This window comes from Nostoc sp. (assembly GCF_041747015.1).
Lineage (GTDB): Bacteria > Cyanobacteriota > Cyanobacteriia > Cyanobacteriales > Nostocaceae > Nostoc.
Genome location: NZ_JBGTFY010000322.1, coordinates 14,835 through 34,852 on the forward strand (window position 1 = coordinate 14,835; position 20,018 = coordinate 34,852).

At 42.9% G+C, this 20,018-nt stretch carries 16 protein-coding genes and 1 pseudogene; 11 read left to right on the forward strand and 6 right to left on the reverse strand.

Going from position 1 to position 20,018, the window contains the following annotated elements; translation table 11 throughout:
* Positions 1–186 precede the first annotated feature (186 nt).
* Positions 187–1,527 (forward strand): hypothetical protein, encoded by a 1,341-nt coding sequence (locus tag ACEW80_RS26075; protein ID WP_373529385.1) that lies wholly within the window; start codon positions 187–189, stop codon positions 1,525–1,527.
* 84 nt (positions 1,528–1,611) lie between these two features.
* On the opposite strand, the gene ACEW80_RS26080 is transcribed toward ACEW80_RS26075, so the two are convergent.
* Both ACEW80_RS26080 and map read right to left on the reverse strand, forming a co-directional pair.
* Positions 1,612–2,925, reverse strand: coding sequence for an NF041680 family putative transposase (locus tag ACEW80_RS26080; protein WP_373529386.1), 1,314 nt, complete (start codon positions 2,923–2,925; stop codon positions 1,612–1,614).
* 386 nt (positions 2,926–3,311) lie between these two features.
* A complete protein-coding gene (map, locus tag ACEW80_RS26085) occupies positions 3,312–4,139 on the reverse strand; it encodes a type I methionyl aminopeptidase (protein WP_373529387.1) in 828 nt (275 codons plus the stop codon).
* Between the two features lie 228 nt (positions 4,140–4,367).
* On the opposite strand from map, the gene ACEW80_RS26090 reads away from it, so the two are divergent.
* Positions 4,368–5,189, forward strand: coding sequence for a Uma2 family endonuclease (locus tag ACEW80_RS26090; protein WP_373529388.1), 822 nt, complete (start codon positions 4,368–4,370; stop codon positions 5,187–5,189).
* Between the two features lie 207 nt (positions 5,190–5,396).
* On the opposite strand, the gene ACEW80_RS26095 is transcribed toward ACEW80_RS26090, so the two are convergent.
* The 3 genes from ACEW80_RS26095 to ACEW80_RS26105 all read right to left on the reverse strand — a co-directional run bounded on the left by ACEW80_RS26095 (position 5,397) and on the right by ACEW80_RS26105 (position 9,487).
* Positions 5,397–8,099, reverse strand: a complete 2,703-nt coding sequence (locus ACEW80_RS26095; RefSeq protein ID WP_373529389.1) for a M16 family metallopeptidase — start codon at positions 8,097–8,099, stop codon at positions 5,397–5,399.
* Between the two features lie 279 nt (positions 8,100–8,378).
* Positions 8,379–8,822 (reverse strand): VOC family protein, encoded by a 444-nt coding sequence (locus ACEW80_RS26100; RefSeq protein ID WP_373529390.1) that lies wholly within the window; start codon positions 8,820–8,822, stop codon positions 8,379–8,381.
* Between the two features lie 152 nt (positions 8,823–8,974).
* Positions 8,975–9,487, reverse strand: a complete 513-nt coding sequence (locus tag ACEW80_RS26105; RefSeq protein ID WP_373529391.1) for a TIGR02652 family protein — start codon at positions 9,485–9,487, stop codon at positions 8,975–8,977.
* A 239-nt stretch (positions 9,488–9,726) separates the two neighbouring features.
* Between ACEW80_RS26105 and ACEW80_RS26110 the strand changes: the two genes are divergently transcribed.
* From ACEW80_RS26110 to ACEW80_RS26120, 3 genes are all read left to right on the forward strand, one after another.
* On the forward strand, positions 9,727–10,230 hold the full coding sequence (locus tag ACEW80_RS26110) for a gamma carbonic anhydrase family protein (protein ID WP_373529392.1): 504 nt from the start codon (positions 9,727–9,729) through the stop codon (positions 10,228–10,230).
* Positions 10,231–10,394: 164 nt separating this feature from the next.
* Positions 10,395–10,520 carry a photosystem II protein Y gene (locus ACEW80_RS26115; protein ID WP_373529393.1) on the forward strand — a complete coding sequence of 42 codons (126 nt, stop codon included), beginning with the start codon at positions 10,395–10,397 and terminating at the stop codon, positions 10,518–10,520.
* A 241-nt stretch (positions 10,521–10,761) separates the two neighbouring features.
* The gene (locus ACEW80_RS26120) at positions 10,762–12,036 is read left to right on the forward strand and encodes a folylpolyglutamate synthase/dihydrofolate synthase family protein (protein WP_373529394.1); all 1,275 of its coding nucleotides are present in this window, start codon (positions 10,762–10,764) and stop codon (positions 12,034–12,036) included.
* Between the two features lie 146 nt (positions 12,037–12,182).
* Here ACEW80_RS26120 and ACEW80_RS26125 read toward each other — a convergent pair whose 3' ends face one another.
* On the reverse strand, positions 12,183–13,466 hold the full coding sequence (locus ACEW80_RS26125) for a sugar ABC transporter substrate-binding protein (RefSeq protein ID WP_373529395.1): 1,284 nt from the start codon (positions 13,464–13,466) through the stop codon (positions 12,183–12,185).
* A 142-nt stretch (positions 13,467–13,608) separates the two neighbouring features.
* Between ACEW80_RS26125 and pilM the strand changes: the two genes are divergently transcribed.
* The 6 genes and pseudogenes from pilM to ACEW80_RS26155 all read left to right on the forward strand — a co-directional run.
* Positions 13,609–14,715, forward strand: coding sequence for a type IV pilus assembly protein PilM (gene pilM / locus ACEW80_RS26130; RefSeq protein WP_373529396.1), 1,107 nt, complete (start codon positions 13,609–13,611; stop codon positions 14,713–14,715).
* A 4-nt stretch (positions 14,716–14,719) separates the two neighbouring features.
* On the forward strand, positions 14,720–15,496 hold the full coding sequence (locus tag ACEW80_RS26135) for a PilN domain-containing protein (protein ID WP_373529397.1): 777 nt from the start codon (positions 14,720–14,722) through the stop codon (positions 15,494–15,496).
* Positions 15,493–16,260: a pilus assembly protein PilO gene (locus ACEW80_RS26140; protein ID WP_373529398.1), complete on the forward strand. Its 768-nt coding sequence runs from the start codon at positions 15,493–15,495 to the stop codon at positions 16,258–16,260. Before ACEW80_RS26135 ends, ACEW80_RS26140 begins: the two co-directional genes overlap by 4 nt.
* A gap of 267 nt (positions 16,261–16,527) precedes the next feature.
* Positions 16,528–18,759, forward strand: coding sequence for an AMIN domain-containing protein (locus tag ACEW80_RS26145; protein ID WP_373529399.1), 2,232 nt, complete (start codon positions 16,528–16,530; stop codon positions 18,757–18,759).
* Between the two features lie 783 nt (positions 18,760–19,542).
* Positions 19,543–19,804: pseudogene (locus tag ACEW80_RS26150) on the forward strand (hypothetical protein).
* Between the two features lie 20 nt (positions 19,805–19,824).
* A partial coding sequence (locus ACEW80_RS26155; protein ID WP_373529400.1) for a hypothetical protein occupies positions 19,825–20,018 on the forward strand: 194 nt, incomplete at its 3' end.

A 20,018-nucleotide genomic window follows, 5' to 3' on the forward strand; every position in this document is an offset into this window, starting at 1 on the left:
GTCTTTCTCTGGGATTTTGAAATTGAAATTGTTACTTTAGCAGGATTTTCGGGAACTATACCTTCTATAGCTCCTGAGATTTGCCAATCAACTAGGACGCTTAGATGCAAGAGGCGCGGTTACGTTCTTACTTAAACCATTTTAATTGTTTTACATAAACTTTCGACAAATGCCTAAGGGCTATTTATGGCTAACCTAGAAATACTTGTTAGTGAACTGCCAAAACTGATTCAGAGTCTCAAACTGAGTCTTGGCGATTCTAATGAAATCATGGAACAAATTATCCTGATCAATAATGCTCAGGAACAACTACGGAATCTTAAAAAATTAATTGCTCAGGAGTTGAGATTTGAGAATATTAACAACTCCGCGATCGCTACACTTCCTCGAATAGCTACAATCCCTAGTGTTGGATTAGTAGATCCAGCGATCACCGAAAAGTTTGGCAACCCAGCAACTAAAATCTCATTAACTGATTTACAAATAAAAATTGATTGCTGGATTGAATGGGGTTATTTTTTACAAGCGATCGCCACTGATATACTCAGTGATATTCAGCTGGTAAACCAATTAAATTCTGATGTTAATCATCTAAGTCTTACCGCCAATTTCCAGGTAATTGCTGAAAGCTTAAAGATTAACTTAGTTTTTGAAGACTCTAATATTTTAGAGCGTCAAATTCAAAAAGTAAGTAATTCTCAACAAGAATTATTACAGTTACAACAAAAGGTAAATTATGTTGTTAATACTATTAAAAACAGTCGTAGTTTATTAACTATAATACTAGGAGTATCTGCTTTTTATGGTAAATCTGGCTTTGCATTAGAGTGGTTAGATGATGACCACGAATTAATTATATCGAGTGAGGGCAAATTTCAGGAATTGACAGATATCCTTAATGACTGTGATGTTTTTCAAGAAGAAATTGCTGCTTTAATTATTCAGGGTAATAATTTAAGTGAACAGGCAGAACAAGCCTTGAAAAAGATTGAACAGGAAAGTAGTCAAGAACCAGTTATTAATCATAAAGTAGAAATAGTCCCAAAATTTTCGACACAACAAATAGTACGTTTGGCTTTGATTATAGCCTCAAGTTTATTAATCTTGGGTTTTGGTGGTTGGAAAATTAAAGAGCAAAGTCCACAATTACAGCAGTTCAGTCTAAGTTTAACTCCAGAAGGAAGTGCGATCGTCCCAGACGTCGGCGGAGCCATCGTCAACTTTAAATCTGCTCAAAAACTTGGTATGGAGGCTGCTTCTCTGGTTCAAAATCCACCGCATCCTCTAAAAGTCTGGCAACAAGCACAAAACAAATGGTATCAAGCAATAAACTTATTAGATAGTATTCCTAATAATACATCAGTTTACCAGCAGGCAAAGAATAAATTGGCTTACTATCGGGTTAACTATAACGCTATTAGTCAAAGAGTATTTCTTGAAAACAAAGCCTTAGCCAACTTAGGATCAGCCCAAAAACTAGCAATAGAAGCTAATTTATTTCTTGAGTTTGGACTAATTGGCATTTAGCAGCAACGAATAGAAAGCAAGAAAAAGTTACCCAACTTCTTTTAAAGGCTGAGTTAAGTAGAATCGTTAAAAAAGAAGCAGAAACTAAGCAGCAGTTAGATCAGCGTTCTTAAGTGATTCTTCGGTTTTAGGTTTTTTAGATGCGTGTTTTTTGACAGTGGGATAACGCTTACGCGAAGGTGGCTGATGCCCTTGGGCACGCCCAGGTGATTTACCGCGAGTTTTCGGGGGTTGAGCAGGAGTGCCAATAGTGGCTAAAATTAGAGGAAAGGCTTGTGCTACACGTCCTGGAGACAGTTTATCCTGAGTCGATTGCCAGGGCAAGGGGGAATCAATACAGGCAACTCTTGCGAACCAGAGTTGCCAAGTTAGCAGGGGCATCAGGTCACTCCATCGCTCTGCCGCCCGAGTAGAACTCAATTGAGGCTGTGTCCAATATAACCTCTGCTTGGCAAATCGATACCAATGCTCTAGAGCAAAGCGGCGTAGGTATTTGTGCCAGAGATCCTCTAATACAGGCATTGTCTGACCCAACCAAGCCAACCATAAGGGTTGGAATTTACGATTACGTCCTACTGGTTTGATGACCTCGACGCGAATGATTTCCATTGCCCGGTTTGGGGATTGAAGGAAATGAAACCCACTCCAACGCATTACTTTAACTCGACCAACTTTCGGGTCTTCAACTTCTAGAGTTTCAGTTGCCACGGGCCAAGTTTCCGGGTCATTGAGCTTAAACTTATGACCATGCTTACAAGGTGCGCCTCGTCCTTTGTAAGTACCTGGTGTACCCCATACACATCGGTTAGATGCTAAACGCAACAACAGGTCTGCGTCAATCTTCTCCGTGGCTTGGACAAATTTGGCATTGCCGTAGCCTCGGTCATAAGCGGCAAGTGGTCTTTTTCCTAACTCACGGGTTACAAGTTTTAGTTGGAATGCGGCTTTACTTGTGGGCGTTTCAAAGCTGGTTATCCGTTCATGTTTTAACGGCAATGCCCAACTCCCATCCGCCTCTGGTATCCAGGCTAATGTACTGTAACTTTGCCCAATGCCTATGCTCCCCCCTCTATCCCCATAAAAAGTTCTTTCTTTTAGTGTCTTCGCTTCTGGTCGTGCCCAAAAGCTATGATCTCCTGCTAGAAAAGGCTGTTCATCTGTCACTACCTCTTGTACCAGTAGCTTCATCAGCAACATTTTCGGTAGACGACTATCATGCAGTGCTGCATAAATGCTCGACCATTGCCGCCGAAATACTGGGCTTTGTGACAAGCTTACAAATGATGGGATGCTCGGACTTGTCAATACTGCATCCATCAATTCAAATACTGCATCTTTGGCCTTCCCCAAACTATCGTAGATAGCTTGGCGGAATTTTTCTAGTTGTGTCAGGATCATCGCGTCAATGATTTATCGATTACTTTCATTGACTTTACGGCAGTCAGTGTTACTGCTGACTGCTTTTCTCTAGCCTTTTAGTCCAAAGTCCAGTTATTTATCCAAAATTCACCTTATTCAGTACTAGAGAAGCAGCAAGCAAAAGACAAATGGCAACAGGCAATCAATTTATTAGAAACAATTCCAGAAAATACTTCTGTCTCTATTCAGGCTAAAGAAACGCTTCCTATTTATAAAACTAATTATGCAGCTATCACTCAAATAATCCAAAACTAAACTTTCTACCTAAGTCCTTATTCTCTGCGTTCCTTCTCTGCGAGACGCTTTGCGAATGCGGTTCCCTCCGCGAACCTTTGCGTTAAAAAATAAAGAACCAAATCGCCCAATTACACCTTAGAACGGTCAGTCAAAATCTCATAACCAGTCTCCGTCACCAACACTGTATGCTCAAACTGAGCCGACAAAGAATTATCCACAGTTACCGCAGTCCAACGGTCAGATAACGTCCGCGTGTGTCTAGAACCCGCATTTAAAATTGGTTCAATTGCCAGCGTCATCCCAGCACGGAGTTTAACATTCGGCATCTCACGGGTACGGTAATTAAATACTGAAGGTTCTTCGTGCAGGTTACGACCGACACCGTGTCCAGTGAACTCTTCAACTATACTAAAACCGTTAATTTTTACATGGTCTTCAATTGCTCCAGCTAAGTCAAGCAGATATGCACCCGCCTTAACTTGTTCAATCCCCTTATACAAAGCTTCTTCTGCTACGCACATCAGTTTAGCAGCTTCTCTAGTTACTTCACCGACAGCAATTGAAATGCAAGAATCACCATGAAAGCCTTGATAATAAGCGCCTGTATCTACTTTTAATAAATCCCCCACCCGAATCACTTTCTTGTGACTAGGAATACCATGTACTGCTTCATTGTTAATGCTGGAGCAGATAGAACCTGGAAAGCCGTGATATCCTTTAAAACTTGGTGTTGCACCCATTTCGCGGATGCGTTTTTCTGCATAAGTATCCAAATCAGCTGTAGTCATTCCTGGCTTTACTAATTCGGAGATTTCTTTTAGGACAGTTGCCACAATTATTGATGCTTGCCGCATGATTTCAATTTCACGCGGCGATTTAATTTCAATTCCTCGGCGCTGTTTTTTCGCAGGTGCAGACTGAGTTGTTTGAGAAAGTAAGTTACTGAAAATGTTCATGGGAAATTAATAATTACTGGTGGCTCTGCCGCTGAACTATCAATGCTTTTTCTAGATTACTTGGGAAATAATATCTATATTTAAGTTATTTTAATCCCTAAGAAGGATTTTTCCAGTTTAGCCGCTAACGTATATAGAATAACACATTCGCCTCCTCCTAATGTGTTGGACTTGAATCAAAAGCGCCATAACTTCTTTTTGGCTGCACACTTTCATCTTAAACTCCTTATGACTTCCTCTCCTCCCTTTATCCCTCAATCTGACCCTCCCCTTCCTCCTTGGGAAACCCTACCAACGATGTATGATTTACCAAGTGACAACCCAGAGGAACCAGGTTTGCCAGACGATTTTCACTTTTTACAGCCTTTACTTTTATATTTAACTTTTCAACCCACTATCTGGAATCCAGAATTAGTTTACAGCGCTGCTGACCTTAATCTTTACTATGATCTTCAGCATCCTTTATGGTATAAGCGCCCAGATTGGTTTGGTGTGGTAGGAGTATCAAAACTCTACAAAGGGGATGACTTGCGTTTAAGTTATGTAACTTGGCAAGAACCAGCAAATCCTTTTGTGGTGGTGGAATTATTATCTCCAGGTACAGAAGCGGAAGATTTAGGTATGAAAAAAAATGCAGACTCTAAACCTCCCAGCAAATGGGAAGTTTATGAACGAATTTTGCGGATTCCCTACTATATTGTTTTTAGTCGCTACACTGATGAACTCCAAGCTTTTCAGCTAGTAGGCGGTCACTATGAACCGATGAATTTGACTGAGGGACGTTTACCAATGCCAGATTTGGGTTTAAGTTTGGGATTATGGCAGGGGTCATTTCAAGATATTGCTAAGTTGTGGTTAAGGTGGTTTACCTTAGCAGGAGAATTAATTCCACTACCCACAGAAGAAGCAGCTACGGCGAAACAAGAGGCGGCTACGGCTAAACAAGAGGCGGCTATGGCTAAACAAGAGGCGGCTCAAGCAAGACAAAAAGCAGAACAATTAAGAGAACGTTTGCGTCAGTTAGGCGTAAATCCTGATGAGCTAGATTAACAAAACAGAATTCAGGAGTCAGGAGTCAGAATTCAGAATGGAATTTTGTAAGACTAGTGGATGAATAAACAGGTTTAAGTCTTCCACTAAACTGGAGATTTAATAATATAACAATTAAGTGGCGGGTCTGAATCCCCCACGAGAGCGATTCTGACTCCTGAATTCTTCTTCAATTGTTATCATTTGTCCACAGTCCCCATTTTCCAATTAGCGAATACTTTTCTCTGCTAATACAGATGGACCAGCAGTAACGACCACGATTTTATCTGGGTGGAGCAACTCACGAGCCGCTTGATTAACTTGTGCAAGGGTGACTTTCTGGATTTTTTGAGTGAAGGAGTGCAATTCTACTTTGTCCAGTCCATACACCTCATTTATCAGAATTCTATCTGTTAATTCCTCTGGGTTTGCCAGGGAAACATTGTAATTGCTGATCAGGGTGCGTTTAGCTGTTTCTACTTCTAGTGCGGTGACACCTTGTTGATGAATTTGCTGTAGTATTTGGCGGGTACTAGCGATCGCTTTCATGCTATCTTCTGGACTAGTCTGCATCTCAATTAAAAATGTCCCGGCATTCTTCCCAGCTTGGAAGTAGCTATAAATTCCATAACTCAAACCTTGGCGATCGCGCACTTCTGCACCTAGTCTACTAGATAGGGTATCACCTCCCAAAATCTGATTCAATACTAAGGCTGCATGAAACCGATAATCATAACGGTTAATGCCTGTGTAACCCATATATGTCACAGCTTGGGTTTTATCTGGTAACACTGGGTTGAGACTCACTATTTTCTCCGGCATTGACACGGTGGGATATTTTACTGTGGGTGCTTGGCCGCTAACTTCCCAGTTACCAAACTTATTTTCAATCAGCGATCGCACTTTGTCTAGATCAAAATCTCCTACCAGCGCTAACACTGTTGTATCTGGACGATAATATTTAGCTTTGAAGTCAATCACATCCTGACGCTGAATCTGCTGTAAACTCTCCTCTGTGGGAAAGGTATGTAAGGGATGTTTTTTCGGGTAAATTGACTGAACAAATATTCTTTTGGCTACTTCTGATGGCTCATCTAATTCGTGTTGCAAATCAGTTAAAGTTTGTTGACGATACAGTTCCAACTCTTTGACTGGAAAGGTACTATTTTTGACAACATCTGCTAATATCTCCAGGAGTATGGGCAAATCCTTTGCTAAACTATCACCCTCGATATGCACACCTTCGTTATATGCTTCAAAGTCTAAACTCGCTCCTCGTTCTGCCAAGACTTTAGCAATAGTTAAGACATCCTTACTATTAGTGCCATTTAGCAAATTCTCTGCCACAAAAGCAGCCAATCCAGCTTGATTATCTGGATCAAATTCCGTCCCAGCTTGAATGTGGCCGCTCAGGGTAACGGTGGGAGTACTATTATCAGATAACAGTAATATCCGCAGTCCGTTGGTAAATTTAAACTGCTCTGGTAACATTTGGGCGATGTCTTCTCTACGAGAGGCTTTACCAACGACGGCAAGCAAGGCATCTGTAGCCAAATCCACAGGCGGTAAATACTTCACCACCTCAGAAAGAAGCACAGGTGCGCCAGGTGAGAAATTCTCTGTAGTTTGGGTTGAGTCTGGTTTCTCACCAATCTCTATTATCTGCTTCTGAGTTGGTTCAAAAAAGCCTACTGTCCGTGCTTCTTTTGTCAAGTATTTGTTAATTACAGCGACGATATCCGTCGGCTTCACCAGACGGACAGCTGCCAAATAGCGGTCTGTGTAGCGATAATCACCAGCAGTTGTCTCATCATTGCCCAATCGCATTGCTTGAGAAGTGATATCACGGTTACTTAAAATTACATCTGCTGTTAATTGGGTTTTGGCTCGTTCAACTTCTTCTGATGTCACGCCTTTTTCTGCTAAATTAGCGATCGCACTACTCAATACTGAGTCAATTTTTTTTAAATCTTGTTTAGCTCCAGCCATCACCAACACCTCATACCAGCCAGATTCTCGCAAACTGGTAACTGATGCTGTCACTTCACTAGCTAAACCTGATTCCACCAATGCCTGATAAAGTCTAGAATTTCGTCCCTCAGTCAAGATGTAATCCATCACATCTAGCGCCGGCACATCTGGTTGATTTGCATCCGGTAGCGGATACACAACTTGTAATAGCCGCCCTGCTCCCGGTTCTCGTAATACTATGGGAGTGCTGAGTAGTGAGTGCTGAGTGCTGAGTGAGGCAGATGAGGGAGAAATAACTCCTATCTCCTGCCTCCTTGGTAATTTGCCAAACACCTCTTTAATTGTTTCGAGGGTGTTTGCAGTTTGAAAATCTCCAACACTCACTAAAACGGCATTATCAGGACTGTAAAAATTGCGGTAATAGTTCTGTACCTGCTCAACTTCAAATTTCTCGACATCAGCTTTGGTGCCACCTACAGGCAAACCATAAGCATGATTGGGAAATACTGCCTGCATGACGGCACGGTTGAGGCGATATTCCGGGCTATTTTCGTAACCCTGCAACTCGGAAATTACTACCCGCTTCTCACTCGCTAATTGCTCTGGTTCAATCTGGGAATTTTGCATCCTGTCTGCTTCCAGCACTAAGAGCGCTTTCAGCTTGTTTCGTTCCACAGTACCGTAATATGCAGTTTGGTCATAGCTGGTAAAAGCATTGGAATCACTACCTAAAGCACTAAACAAACGTCCAAATTGAATCGGACGATTTAGAGTACCTTTAAACATCATGTGTTCCAACTGGTGGGCAATGCCATTCACGCCCGCTTCTTCGTTGCCTGAGCCAACCTTATACCACACCTGCACCGTCACCACTGGCGCAGTATGCACTTCCTTTGTCAGGACAGTTAGACCATTTTCCAGCACTGTCTTGCGGACATTTTCTGTCAGTGTTGAGGACATTATTCTTTTTGCTAGCAAGGTTGACTGATATTTTCTTTGTTAGATATGGCTGGATGTTGGTTATGAGCAGGTTGATTGCTCAACAAAAAACCGCTACTAGCCATAAGCTTAAAATTAATAACGGCAAGGGATATTTATACAATCTGGAAATTCCGTAGTTTTCATTTATTTGAACCACATCTGTTGTAAGGGTTTAGCATTGCTAAACCCTTACAGCATGGTCTATACAAAAAAACAATATATTAGCAACAAAGGTAATAAAAAAATAAAAAAGCTAAATTATGTTAGTTTTGCTAAAACCCGGATGAATTCTAGGGGTAAACCATCAGTATCGGCGATGAAAGCCACTTCGTAAATGCGATCGCCTATTTGCTGTTGTGTCGGTTCCAAAAGAACTTTCAACGGTTGTAATTCATCGGGTTGACTCTCAGCAGCTAGTGCTACACGTTCTTGTAAATTTGTCAACCAGCTAGGTAAATCTGGTGTAATCTCAGTTAAATCGAACGAGAGATGATAGTACCCTACATAATGTTCATCAGCAAACGCATCTGGGGCTGGTTTTGGTTCAGGAATTTGGATCAGTTCAATTCTGCCACCCAATCCTTCCATCCAGCAAGCTAGTGTGTAGCCTGTAGTAAAGCGTTCTGAAATTGTAAACCCTAAGTGTTCGTAGAAAGCGATCGCTCGATGAATATTCGCAGTCCGAATAGAAGCGTGGTGCATAAGATAGGAGTGCTGAGTGCTGAGTGCTGAGTGCTGAGTAAGACCTTACACTTAAATCCTAAGGATAGAAAACTTTTTAATTGAGTGCAATTACTACTTCTTCTCCCTCAGGACTCAGCACTCAGGACTCAGCACTCAGCACTAATTACTGTTTACTCAAACAACCTGAAATAAGGGTAGCGCACAGGGACACCAGGCTCTTTTTCCAAGTCAAAATTAATCACTTCCCAACAAGGGTCTTCTGAGGTTTCAAGGCTAAACTCTACAGGTAAGCCATACAAACGCGCAGGGGTATCTTCCTGTTGTCCAGAACGCCAAGGTGTACTGCGTTCTAAATAGCCAGTCATCAATTCTTGATAGCGTCGAGCAATAATCACTCTTGTTGCTCGATAGCCTTGGGTATACAGCTTGTCTAATGCTTCGTGAATTTCAAACCGAATACCATCGGGATGAGTATGCTGCCTATACCATTCATTATTCCACCTTCGCCAATGACGCCCCGATTGCAAATGGATTAACTCTCCATTTTTAGGATTAGCTTCAAAGGCACCATGACGCGAACATAAATAAGTATCCGTTAATGTCAGCGCCGGAATAGTCTGGCGACAATGGGGACACTGTATTTCAGCTCCAAACATCGGGTACTGCAAACCTGGATTCATCATGAAGTGCGTACAAACATAATTTTGTCTTCACCAGCACCAGTGGGTTGGATTATACACTTCGGCTCCATCACTTTGGGTTACTTGCTCACTGCTGCACAGACACGGTGTTGCGGCAGGAACATTGTTCACTAGTGTTTTCCTCACTGTAGAGGCTTGACACTGTGATATCCTAGTTGTGCAACCAGCCTCAAAGGTTGGAGTTTCTCCAGTGTTCCTGGGTACCACATTTATATTCTATCGTGTCTACCGCTTCTTACTGGACATCTGTCGATTTTTCTCAAGCTGCCTTCATCGCAGCCAATGCTGTTGTTATGGGTTCGGTAAATATAGCGACAGGGGTAAGCATTTGGTATGGAGCAGTGGTTAGAGGAGATGTTGAACGCATTGAAATTGGCGAATACACAAATATTCAAGATGGGGCAATTCTACATAGCGATCCTGGTTTTCCGACAATTTTAGAAGATCATGTTACCGTAGGGCATCGCGCTGTGGTACATTCCGCTTACGTTGAGCGTGGAAGTTTGATTGGTATTGGCGCGGTGATTTTAGACGGGGTACGAGTGGGCGCTGGTAGCATTATCGGTGCTGGTGCAGTGGTGACAAAAAATGTACCGCCTCTTTCCCTAGTTGTGGGGATTCCTGGCAAAGTGTTACGACAAGTAACAGAGGCTGAAGCCGCAGAACTCATTGAACACGCTAAACGTTATCAAAAGTTGGCCTTAGTTCATGCTGGTAAGGCTTAGGGGGATGAGGGAGATGAGGGAAATAACCAATGCCCAATGCCCAATGCCCTATAATTTAAACATTCTTTACATATAGAATGGGAAAAATTGCCCACTTCAGCTAAAAATAAAAATGAGAGCAGTTGACAAAACTTTAATTTCTACTTAAGAGAGGAGTTCTAGATATGGATATCGATTACCGTATAGCGATCGTTTTAGCACCAATCGCAATTGCTGCTAGCTGGGCAGTGTTTAATATTGGCGCTGCGGCTTTAAGACAAATTCAAGGCTTTTTTGATAGGGAAGCTTAAATTTATTAATAGGGCATGGGGCATTGGGTTTAGTATTCTCTCTTGTCCCCTTCTCACTTGTCCCCTTGTCTCCCTCATCCCCCAATACGGTTCGGATAAGACTTGATCCCCCCAACCCCCCTTAAAAAGGCAGGGGCTAAGAAATGGCTATATTTCCCCCTTTTTAAGGGGGATTAAGGGGGATCTTTAAGAGCTATGTACCTTAACCGAACCGTATTGCCTCATCCCCTACTCTCCTTCCTTGAATATCGATTCTGTAATACAACCCCTGCAACGCTTTGGTGTCCGTATGGGACTCGATCGCATTGTCAACCTATTGGCAACTCTGGGCAATCCCCATCACCAAATCCCAATAATTCACGTCGCTGGCACTAATGGCAAAGGTTCAGTCTGTGCCTATCTTTCCTCGGTACTTACTGAGGCTGGTTATCGTACAGGACGCTACACTTCACCCCATTTAGTGGATTGGACGGAACGTATTTGTCTGAATGAACAGCCAATTTCCTCTGAGGAATTGAGCAAATTATTCCAACAAGTCCAAGCGGTTATTCGCCCTGATGACGAATCAGCAACTCAGTTTGAAGTAATTACGGCGGCGGCTTGGTTATATTTTGCCCAGCAGCAAGTCGATGTGGCTGTGGTGGAAGTCGGACTAGGAGGGCGCTTGGATGCTACCAATGTCTGCTTGGAACCCTTGGTGACGATTATCACTTCCATCAGCCGGGAACACTGGCAGCAACTTGGTTCTACCATCGCTGACATTGCTAGAGAAAAAGCAGGTATTCTCAAATTTAGATGTCCCGTTGTAATTGGAACATTGCCACCGGATGCAGAGAAAGTGGTGCGATCGCGTGCTTTAGAATTAGAATGCCCAATTTTTACGCCTCAACCCGCCCGTGAAATAGCCACTGGGTGGGCAGAATATCAAACAATTCAAAATTCTAAATTAATTAAATACCCATTGCCATTAGCGGGACAAATTCAATTAACTAATTCAGCTTTAGCTTTAGCTGCTTTAGAAATTCTCCAACAGCAGGGTTGGCAGATTTCTGAAGAAGCCATAATCAACGGCATGGCAAAAACTCAATGGCCGGGGCGAATGCAATGGACTACCTGGAAAAACCATAAATTATTACTTGATGGCGCTCATAATACAGCCGCCGCTCAAGTACTGCGCGATTATGTTGATAGCTTAGATGCAAACCATAAGCCCATCAACTGGGTTATGGGAATGTTTTCCGATAAGGATCATGCTGATATTTTAGCCGCCTTACTGCGAGCAGGCGATCGCCTTTTTCTAGTACCAATACCAGTAGAACCTTCGCCGGGTAGAACTTCCGCCGATCTACACGAATTAGCCAACCTAGCTTATAATATTTGTCCAGAATTAAGCGATCGCCAAATACATCCAGATTTATTCACAGCATTAGAAGCCGCAACCACAGACGATTTAATCGTTGTGTGTGGTTCCCTTTATTTAGTAGGCGATTTTTTAGCAACCACCAATATAACGTGATGTACAACTTATTCTTAGAACCCCACTTCCATTCCTCTCCCCCACAGGGAGAGAGGCTTTGATTATTGCTCCCCTTCCCTTGAAGGGAAGGGGTTGGGGGTTAGGTTTGAGAGAAAGTTGCACACGGACTCAATAGAATTACGAATTTATCTTTGATCCCACTGTTGCGCCGCATCTTCTACAGCTTTATCTACAGTCTTCTGGCCTAACATTGCTGCTTGCAAGTTCTCGTAAACTGCCTTTTGCAACTTGTTGAAATCCTTCAAAGTCGGAGTTAATATTTCTGCCTGTTGCAGTTCTTTAGCAGTGATAACTCGCGCTTTTTCTAGTGTTGAAGCATTAGCTGGAACATCTTTAAAGTAACTATTAGATAATGCCTTGACTGTAGAAGGTAACACATCTGCAACTTTAGCAAAGGATAATTGATTTTCGTCATTGGTGAGAAATAAAGCAAATTTCACAGCGCTGTCTGGTTGTTTGGTGTCGCGGGGAATAACTATGTTCATCACCGCGACATTTTTCTTGCCGGTGTCACCAGTGACTTGAGGGGCTATTCCCGAAGCTTGAGCAATTTTTGGGGCATTATTAGCGATCGTTTTGAGAAACTCTGGCCCAGAAGCTAGAAACGCAGTCTCTCCAGATTGGTATAAATCGATCGCGTGGCGATGTCCTTGCGTCAAAGCTTCTTTAGGAAGCAACCCTTTTTTATACAAATCTACCCAATACTGAAACGCTGCCTTACCTGGTGCTGAATTAAACGCCGCTTTCCCTTCAGCATCTATTAAAGTGACTCCCATCTGCACAAAAGATTCCAGCACTTCACCGGAATCTTGCGGTACAAAAGTCACAAAAAAGGCATATTTGCCAGTCTTATCTTTAATTTGTTGCGCTGCTTGTGCCAATTCTGCGTAGGTTACAGGTGGTTTATTGATACCCGCCTGTTTTAATAAATCGGTGTTATAAATGGTTAACCTTGTGGTGAGATACCAGGGAATCCCAAAACTCTTGCCATTAAGCGTGCTTGCTTTCCAGATATTCGGTAGATAGGAGGAACGTACATCGTTTGAGACTTTCCCATCCAAATCCAACCAGGCATTTCGTCCGGCAAGTTGGGAAGCAAAACTCGGATTGAGGTTAACAACGTCAGGTGGCGTTTTTGCTGAGACGGCTGTTAAAATTTTGTTCTCCATCGCCGCCCAAGGTATATCAACCCAGTTAACCTTTATACCTGAATTTTGCGATTCAAAATTCGCAATGAGGTTTTTGAAGTAGTCGGTAAATTGAGGTTGGAGTTGCATCGTCCAAAACTCAACAGTTGCCGCTCCTGAAGTAGTCTGTTTTGTACCTGTGCTGCAACTTACAATCCAACTGGTTAATAAACCAAGCAGTAGAAAAGCAACAAGTTGTTTAAATTTTCGCAATTGAATCATTTTCCCAGTATTTTTACGCTTGCTCAGTCTGAAAAGCTTAGTCAGAATTGTCGAGATCATAAGCTAAATAAATTACTTAGCAACCAAATCCGTCTCTTAGTATCATTTAAATCTTCAATTTAGCAGTCCAGCGGGCACAACTGTGGTTAAAAACTTCAAAAGTCTGTTTGGCAAATCGAATAAAGGGGTCGGCATTGAACTTGCTCCCGAACGGGTAAATGTAGTTCAGCTACGTAAGCAGCGCCAAGGTTTGAAATTAGAAACCTTTACATCGGTAGCAGTTCCAGAAGGCATAGTTACCGATGGTCAAATTACCGACCCCGCAGCAATGGCGCAATTAATTCAGCAGGCGCTAACTGAGAGCAAAATCAAAACTTCTCGTGTTGCCACTGCTGTACCAGGGCGAGATTCCATCGTTCGGATAATACCAGTACCAACGGAGTTAGATGACAAAGAACTGCGAGAAATGGTGCTAAACCATGAAGCAGGTTTGTATTTACCTTATCCTCGTGAAGAAGCTGATGTAGATTATCAGAAACTTGACTACTTTGTAGATGAGGATGGTATTGAAAAAGTACACGTACTCCTAGTTGCCACCCGCAAGGAGATCACGGATACCTATATAAGTACATTCGAGCAGGCAGGATTGCAAATAGATGTTTTAGAAATTAACAGTTTTGCTCTGATTCGGACTATTCGCGATCAACTGCGACAATTTGGGCCGCAAGAAGCAGTAGTACTTGTTGATATAGAGTTCGATAGTACAGAAATCGCCATCATCGTTAACGGAGTGCCGCAATTTTCGCGCACAGTCCCAATCGGGACTTATCAAATGCAAACTGCCTTAGCAAGGGCAATGAGCTTACCTACATCACGAGATATGGAACTGTTACACGGAATGATTATTCCCCCAACTCCCATAGACGGCGGGAAAACTGGTGTTACCGAACTCAATCCTGGTATGGCAGCCATATTAAGAGTATTGGGAGAACTAACAGATGAACTGCGCCGTTCTATCGATTTTTACCTCAATCAAAGTGAAAACTTGGAGGTAGCGCAGATTTTATTAGCTGGGCCAGGAGGCGGACTCCAGCAGCTAGATGAATTCTTCACTCAACGATTGAGCTTGCCAACTACCCAGATAGATCCAATAGTGGCTTTGTCTTTGGAAGTTGAGGCTGACAAATATCCCCAAGTACAACGCTCTGGCTTGGCGATTGTACTTGGTCTAGGAATGCGGGAGGTATAAGAGAATGTACAGCTTAGATGTTAACTTTCTTAAAGACCGCCCAGCATACCAGAAAAAGCCTGAGAGAAAAGGAGGAATGTCTCTAAAGCTGCCTACGGGGAATTTGACACCTGTGTATGTGGGAGTTGCATTAGGTATAGGTCTTCCAGCTTTATTGGGAGTTGGTTGGTGGTTGTTGCAAGGGAAAATTGTTGAATTAGAGGGTCAGATAGCACAACTAGATCAAGAAAGCAAGAGATTAGATGCAGAAATAGGAAATCTTAACAAAATCAAAGCTGAAACGATCGCAATTAAAGGAGAAACCCAAGCTTTAGTTACTGTATTTGACCAGATTCGACCTTGGTCAGCAATGCTGCAAGATTTGCGCGATCGCATCCCTGCGGCAGTGCAAATTGAGAACATCAAACAAATCCCACCCATTGCGGTAGTGGCAGGTCAGCCACCAAACAATCCCGCCGGGGGATTAGAAATTACCGGATTGGCTCGGTCTTTTAACGATGTCAATGATTTCTTATTAAGTTTACAACAGTCTCGGTTCTTGAAGTCCACAGAAAGTAGAATTATCACGACAGCATTAGTAGATGCTCCCTTAATACCAGGTGTGGTTCAACCTAATTCTGGTGTAGTAATTCAGCCACCCCAAGTAGTGAAATACACTATTCAATCGAGTATGAACGATGTTCCAGCCTCAGAATTAATCCGGGAGTTGGAAAAAAAAGGCACAGTGGGGTTAGTTACCCGAATTCGTAGTATGCAAAAAATAGGAGTCATTTCAAAATGACGCTGAGTGATGATTTAAATTTTGCCGAACATGGTGGGGAATTCGATCAGGCAACGCCAGCGTCCCCCGTGATCTTTGGCATTACCTTTACCCCAAAAATCATTGGGATTTTGGTGGGAGTAATTGGTTTAGCGGGAGCAGGTTATATGTTCTTAAACCTGCTGATGCCGACTTGGGAAATCTATCAGCAGCAGCAAGCCAAAAGCTCGGAACTGCAAGCGCAAATTCAGCAAAAAAAAGCCAATATCAAACAGATTGACAAAGTTAAAGACGAACTAGCACAGGCAAAGCAGGAAAAAGTTCAGGTTTTAGCTTTATTCGCTAATGAGAAAACCTTGGATACATTGCTGTTGGATTTGAACCGCTTAGTTGAGTCTGGCAATACTCAAACCTCTCTTGGTGGAGTAAGAGCCAAACTTAAGAAGTTCGTACCAGTTTCCCAAAAACCAGAACCGATTATCGATGGAAGTCTAGGACTACTGGTTAATGGCAAGCTGCAACGCAGCATTATCAATGTTGACATTACAGGAACTTATGAACAAACGCAATCGATAATTCGTAACATTGAGCGTTTACAGCCTTTGTTAATAATTAAAGATTATCAAGTAACTGTGGCTCCAGTCGAGTCAAGATCCCCATTAGATAAAACGCCGATGCAGGTAGGCCCAGCAGCGATTAATACATCATTCCAATTACAGGTATTGATGCCACTTAGTGCTGAAGAAATAGCCGCAGCAGCACCTAAAGCTGCCCCGACAAAGTGAAGAGTCGTAAGTCGGGGCGAATAGAATTCGCGGCTACACAGGCAAAGTCCGCCTCCTCGGACTAAGGAGAAATTGAGGGTTTTAAACCCACGGAGATGGGGTTTGTGTGTGTAGATGCGGTTTCTAACCGTCCTTGTAATTTAAAGGCAAGGGGGAATGGAATTCGCGGCTACACAACCGAAGTTCGCGGAGGCGGACTATGGAAAATTAAGGGTTTGAAACTCAAAATTATTTGTAAACAAGGTTTTATAGTGTGAGGAATGAAGTGTGAAACACCTTCAAGGTAATAGTTTTATATTGGGTGCTACCGCTTTTGTATTTTTGGCAACTCAACCAGTTTGGGCACAAGTTAGTCAAATTACTAATGTCCAGTTAAATCAAGTTAATGGTGGAATTAACGTTGTTTTGAAAACTTCTTCAGGGTCACGCCCCCAAGTTTTCACGACAAAAAGAGGCAAGGCTTTAGTCGCAGATATTATCAATACTCAATTACGATTACCACAAGGTAATAGTTTTCGTCAAGATAGCCCAGCACCAGGAATTGCCTCGGTGGAGGTTAGTCAGCTTGATGCCAATAGCGTCCGAGTGACGGTAACTGGCAGTAGCAACGCACCCGGCAATCAACCCGTGGTGCGATCGCCAAATGGAATTACACTCAGCTTTAGCCCATCCGCAGGCACTACAGCATCAGCACCAACGCCAACAGCGCCAATATCCACAGCACCGCCTGCTCCTACTCCAGCCCAACCTGGTCAAAAGCCAGATGTTCTCGTTCCCAACCCGGAAATCACCATTGACGGACAACCTGCACAAGCTGCAGGTCCTGGTCAACCTGTGAGTCAGGCTCCACCTTTCTTACCCAGAGCCGTCGCCCCACCAGTGGGAGATATTGCCATCTCTAATAGCGATGTTTCTCCTAGCTCTATTGACTTGGGAACTCAGGAACGTGTACCCCGCCTAGTACTGCGAGATGCGCCAGTACGTGAGGTTTTGTCACTGCTTGCCCGTGCAGCTGGTTTGAACTTGGCTTATGTGGGAGGTGAGCAAGCTGCTGGAAGTCAGCAAGGTGCCGGTGCTACTGCACAAGCAACTTCTCAAACAATCTCCTTAGACATAGAAAACGAGCCAGTGCAAGATGTGTTTAATTATGTCTTGCGCTTGAGTGGTTTAGAAGCTAATCGCAGTGGTCGTACAGTTTTTGTAGGAGCTAAACTACCTAACGGAACCCGTGACATGATTATGCGTAGTATGCGGCTTAATCAGGTAACGGTGGGAACCGCCCTAAATTTTTTGGTTGGCTTGGGGGCAGAAAGTGCCGTCAACCGCGAACGGCAAGTTACCAGCGTTAGCGCTGTAGCTGTGGGTACTGGAGTTGCGCCTATCACTCAAACTCAGACGACCACGGAAACTAGACTGGAAACTCAACGTGCTGATTTTATAGACTCTAGCCCATTACTGAGAGGTTTACAGGCATTAGGAGACGAGCGCACCAATTCTCTTACCTTAATTGGACCTCCTAGACTCATTGAGATCGCAATGGCTCAACTGACTCAGCTTGATATCCGTCGTCGTCAAGTGGTAGTTAACGTCAAGATTATTGATGTTAACCTCTTGAACACCCAGGATTACAACACCAGCTTTTCTTTTGGGCTTGGCAACAGCTTCTTTTCAAATGATGGTGGTGTAGCAACTCTCAATTTTGGTGGTTCCAGACCACCTACTAGTGCTGAAGTAAGAAATAGCGTTGCAAACACTGCACTAACTCCAGGAAGTCCTGGATTTCCTGGAGTTTCTGGAGCTCCGCTAGGTCCACCAACGATTGTGAATCCAACATCTGCTTTCGGCGCTAATCCATACACGTTCACCAAGTCTCTTCTCACTAGCTTGCAGGCTCAAGTGACAAATGGTAATGCCAAGATTTTGACCGACCCAACCTTGATTGTGCAAGAAGGTCAGCAGGCTCTTATCAACCTGACTCAAGAAGTAGTGGGAAATATAACTCTCCAAACAACAGATAATTCTGGTGGTTCTAGGACAGAAAGAACGATTCAGAAGCAAAACGTTGGCTTAACCTTGAATGTGAGAATTGAGCGTATTGATGATAATGGTTTCGTTTCTCTATCGGTTGCTCCTACTGTCAGCGCTCCTTCAGGCACAACAGATACAGGAAATGGAAGTATTACTTTAGTGTCTCAGCGCTCTCTTACTTCTGGCTTGATTCGCTTACGGGATGGTCAAACATTAATCCTGAGTGGCATCATTCAAGACCAAGACCGGACAACTATCTCCAAGATTCCTATTTTGGGTGATCTTCCGCTGATTGGTGCGCTGTTTAGAAGTACAAACAGAAATAATCAGCGCAATGAGGTAATTGTATTGCTCACACCTCAGATTATGGATGACTCTGAAAACTCCTCCTATGGCTATAACTACACTCCTAGTCCAGATGTGCGGCAAATCCTTGAGCGTCGGGGGTTGAAGGTTCCTGGTAGGCAATAAAGATGATGAGCAGGTACATAAATCACCTCTAACAAAGGTTCAGATCCCCGATTTTATAAAGAAGTCGGGGATCTTCTTGTTTAGCAGTAGGATTAAGTTTAAATGTCATTCTAAAATAAAAATACCCAATCACAATAATCGGTAAATACTCAATACGGTTCGGTTAGCTTGTTTATCACTCGAAGATCCCCCCAACCCCCCCCTTAAAAAGCTACTGTGGACACACAAGTATGACCCGTATAGGTTTCAACTGTTTTAGTAGTTTCGTAGGGTGCGTTATGGACACGCCGAAATAACAAATGAGTACCCCGAAATAACAAATGCGTTCGCCGAAATAACAAATGCGTTCGCCGAAATAACAAATGCGTTCGCCGAAATAACAAATGAGTACTCCGAAATAACAAATGAGTACTCCGAAATAACAAATGAGTACTCCGAAATAACAAATGAGTACTCTGAAATAACAAATGAGTACTCTGAAATAACAAATGAGTACCCCGAAATAACAAATGCGTTTTAGCTTTATCACGCCAGCGTAACCACCGTAAATCTTTGGTGGATGAAGTTTTTCCGACTTGTGTGTACACGGTAGCCTTAAAAAGGGAGCTAATATCTCTCTTTCACCCCCTTATTAAGGAGGGTCGCCGTAGGCGGGGGTATCTTATCCGAACCGTATTGGGTAAATACTAATGAGTCCAGAACAAGAGGTTGAAATATGTGGTGTAGAACAAAATGGATATAGGTTTGTAGCCCAGTCAGCGAACAAAAACCGGAGATACTCCTATGACAGCACTTACATTAAACCTGAATTCTGTAATTAAACTGACCAGAGAGCAGTTTTATCAATTGTGTGAAGAAAACCCCGATTTAAAATTAGAACGCAATGCCCAAGGAGAGTTGATTATAATGCCACCTACGGGAGGGTAAACAGGAAGTGGAAATTTATCGTCCAGGACAAGATGTGGAAGTTTTAACATTTCCTCAAACTATTTCCGGGGAAAATGTTTTACTTAGTTTTGTACTCAACATCCAACGAATTTGGTAAAAGGTTCGGAGTGTAAGAGGATGTTTGAAAAGTGTTTGACTGTGATTTTAATTGCGTTGTTACCCCCCTTAGTCCCCCCTTGTAAAGGGGGGAAACAAGAAAAATCCGGTGTAAAGGGGGGAAACAAGAAAAATCCGGTTCCCTCCCCTTTACAAGGGGGGAAACAAGAAAAATACGGTTCCCTCCCCTTTACAAGGGGGGAAACAAGAAAAAT

Coding starts and splice junctions, on each gene's coding strand:
- ACEW80_RS26075 (WP_373529385.1), top strand. CDS start 187: ATGGCTAACCTAGAAATACTTGTTAGTGAACTGCCAAAACTGATTCAG.
- ACEW80_RS26080 (WP_373529386.1), bottom strand. CDS start 2,925: ATGATCCTGACACAACTAGAAAAATTCCGCCAAGCTATCTACGATAGT.
- map (WP_373529387.1), bottom strand. CDS start 4,139: ATGAACATTTTCAGTAACTTACTTTCTCAAACAACTCAGTCTGCACCT.
- ACEW80_RS26090 (WP_373529388.1), top strand. CDS start 4,368: ATGACTTCCTCTCCTCCCTTTATCCCTCAATCTGACCCTCCCCTTCCT.
- ACEW80_RS26095 (WP_373529389.1), bottom strand. CDS start 8,099: ATGTCCTCAACACTGACAGAAAATGTCCGCAAGACAGTGCTGGAAAAT.
- ACEW80_RS26100 (WP_373529390.1), bottom strand. CDS start 8,822: ATGCACCACGCTTCTATTCGGACTGCGAATATTCATCGAGCGATCGCT.
- ACEW80_RS26105 (WP_373529391.1), bottom strand. CDS start 9,487: ATGATGAATCCAGGTTTGCAGTACCCGATGTTTGGAGCTGAAATACAG.
- ACEW80_RS26115 (WP_373529393.1), top strand. CDS start 10,395: ATGGATATCGATTACCGTATAGCGATCGTTTTAGCACCAATCGCAATT.
- ACEW80_RS26125 (WP_373529395.1), bottom strand. CDS start 13,466: ATGATTCAATTGCGAAAATTTAAACAACTTGTTGCTTTTCTACTGCTT.
- ACEW80_RS26135 (WP_373529397.1), top strand. CDS start 14,720: ATGTACAGCTTAGATGTTAACTTTCTTAAAGACCGCCCAGCATACCAG.
- ACEW80_RS26140 (WP_373529398.1), top strand. CDS start 15,493: ATGACGCTGAGTGATGATTTAAATTTTGCCGAACATGGTGGGGAATTC.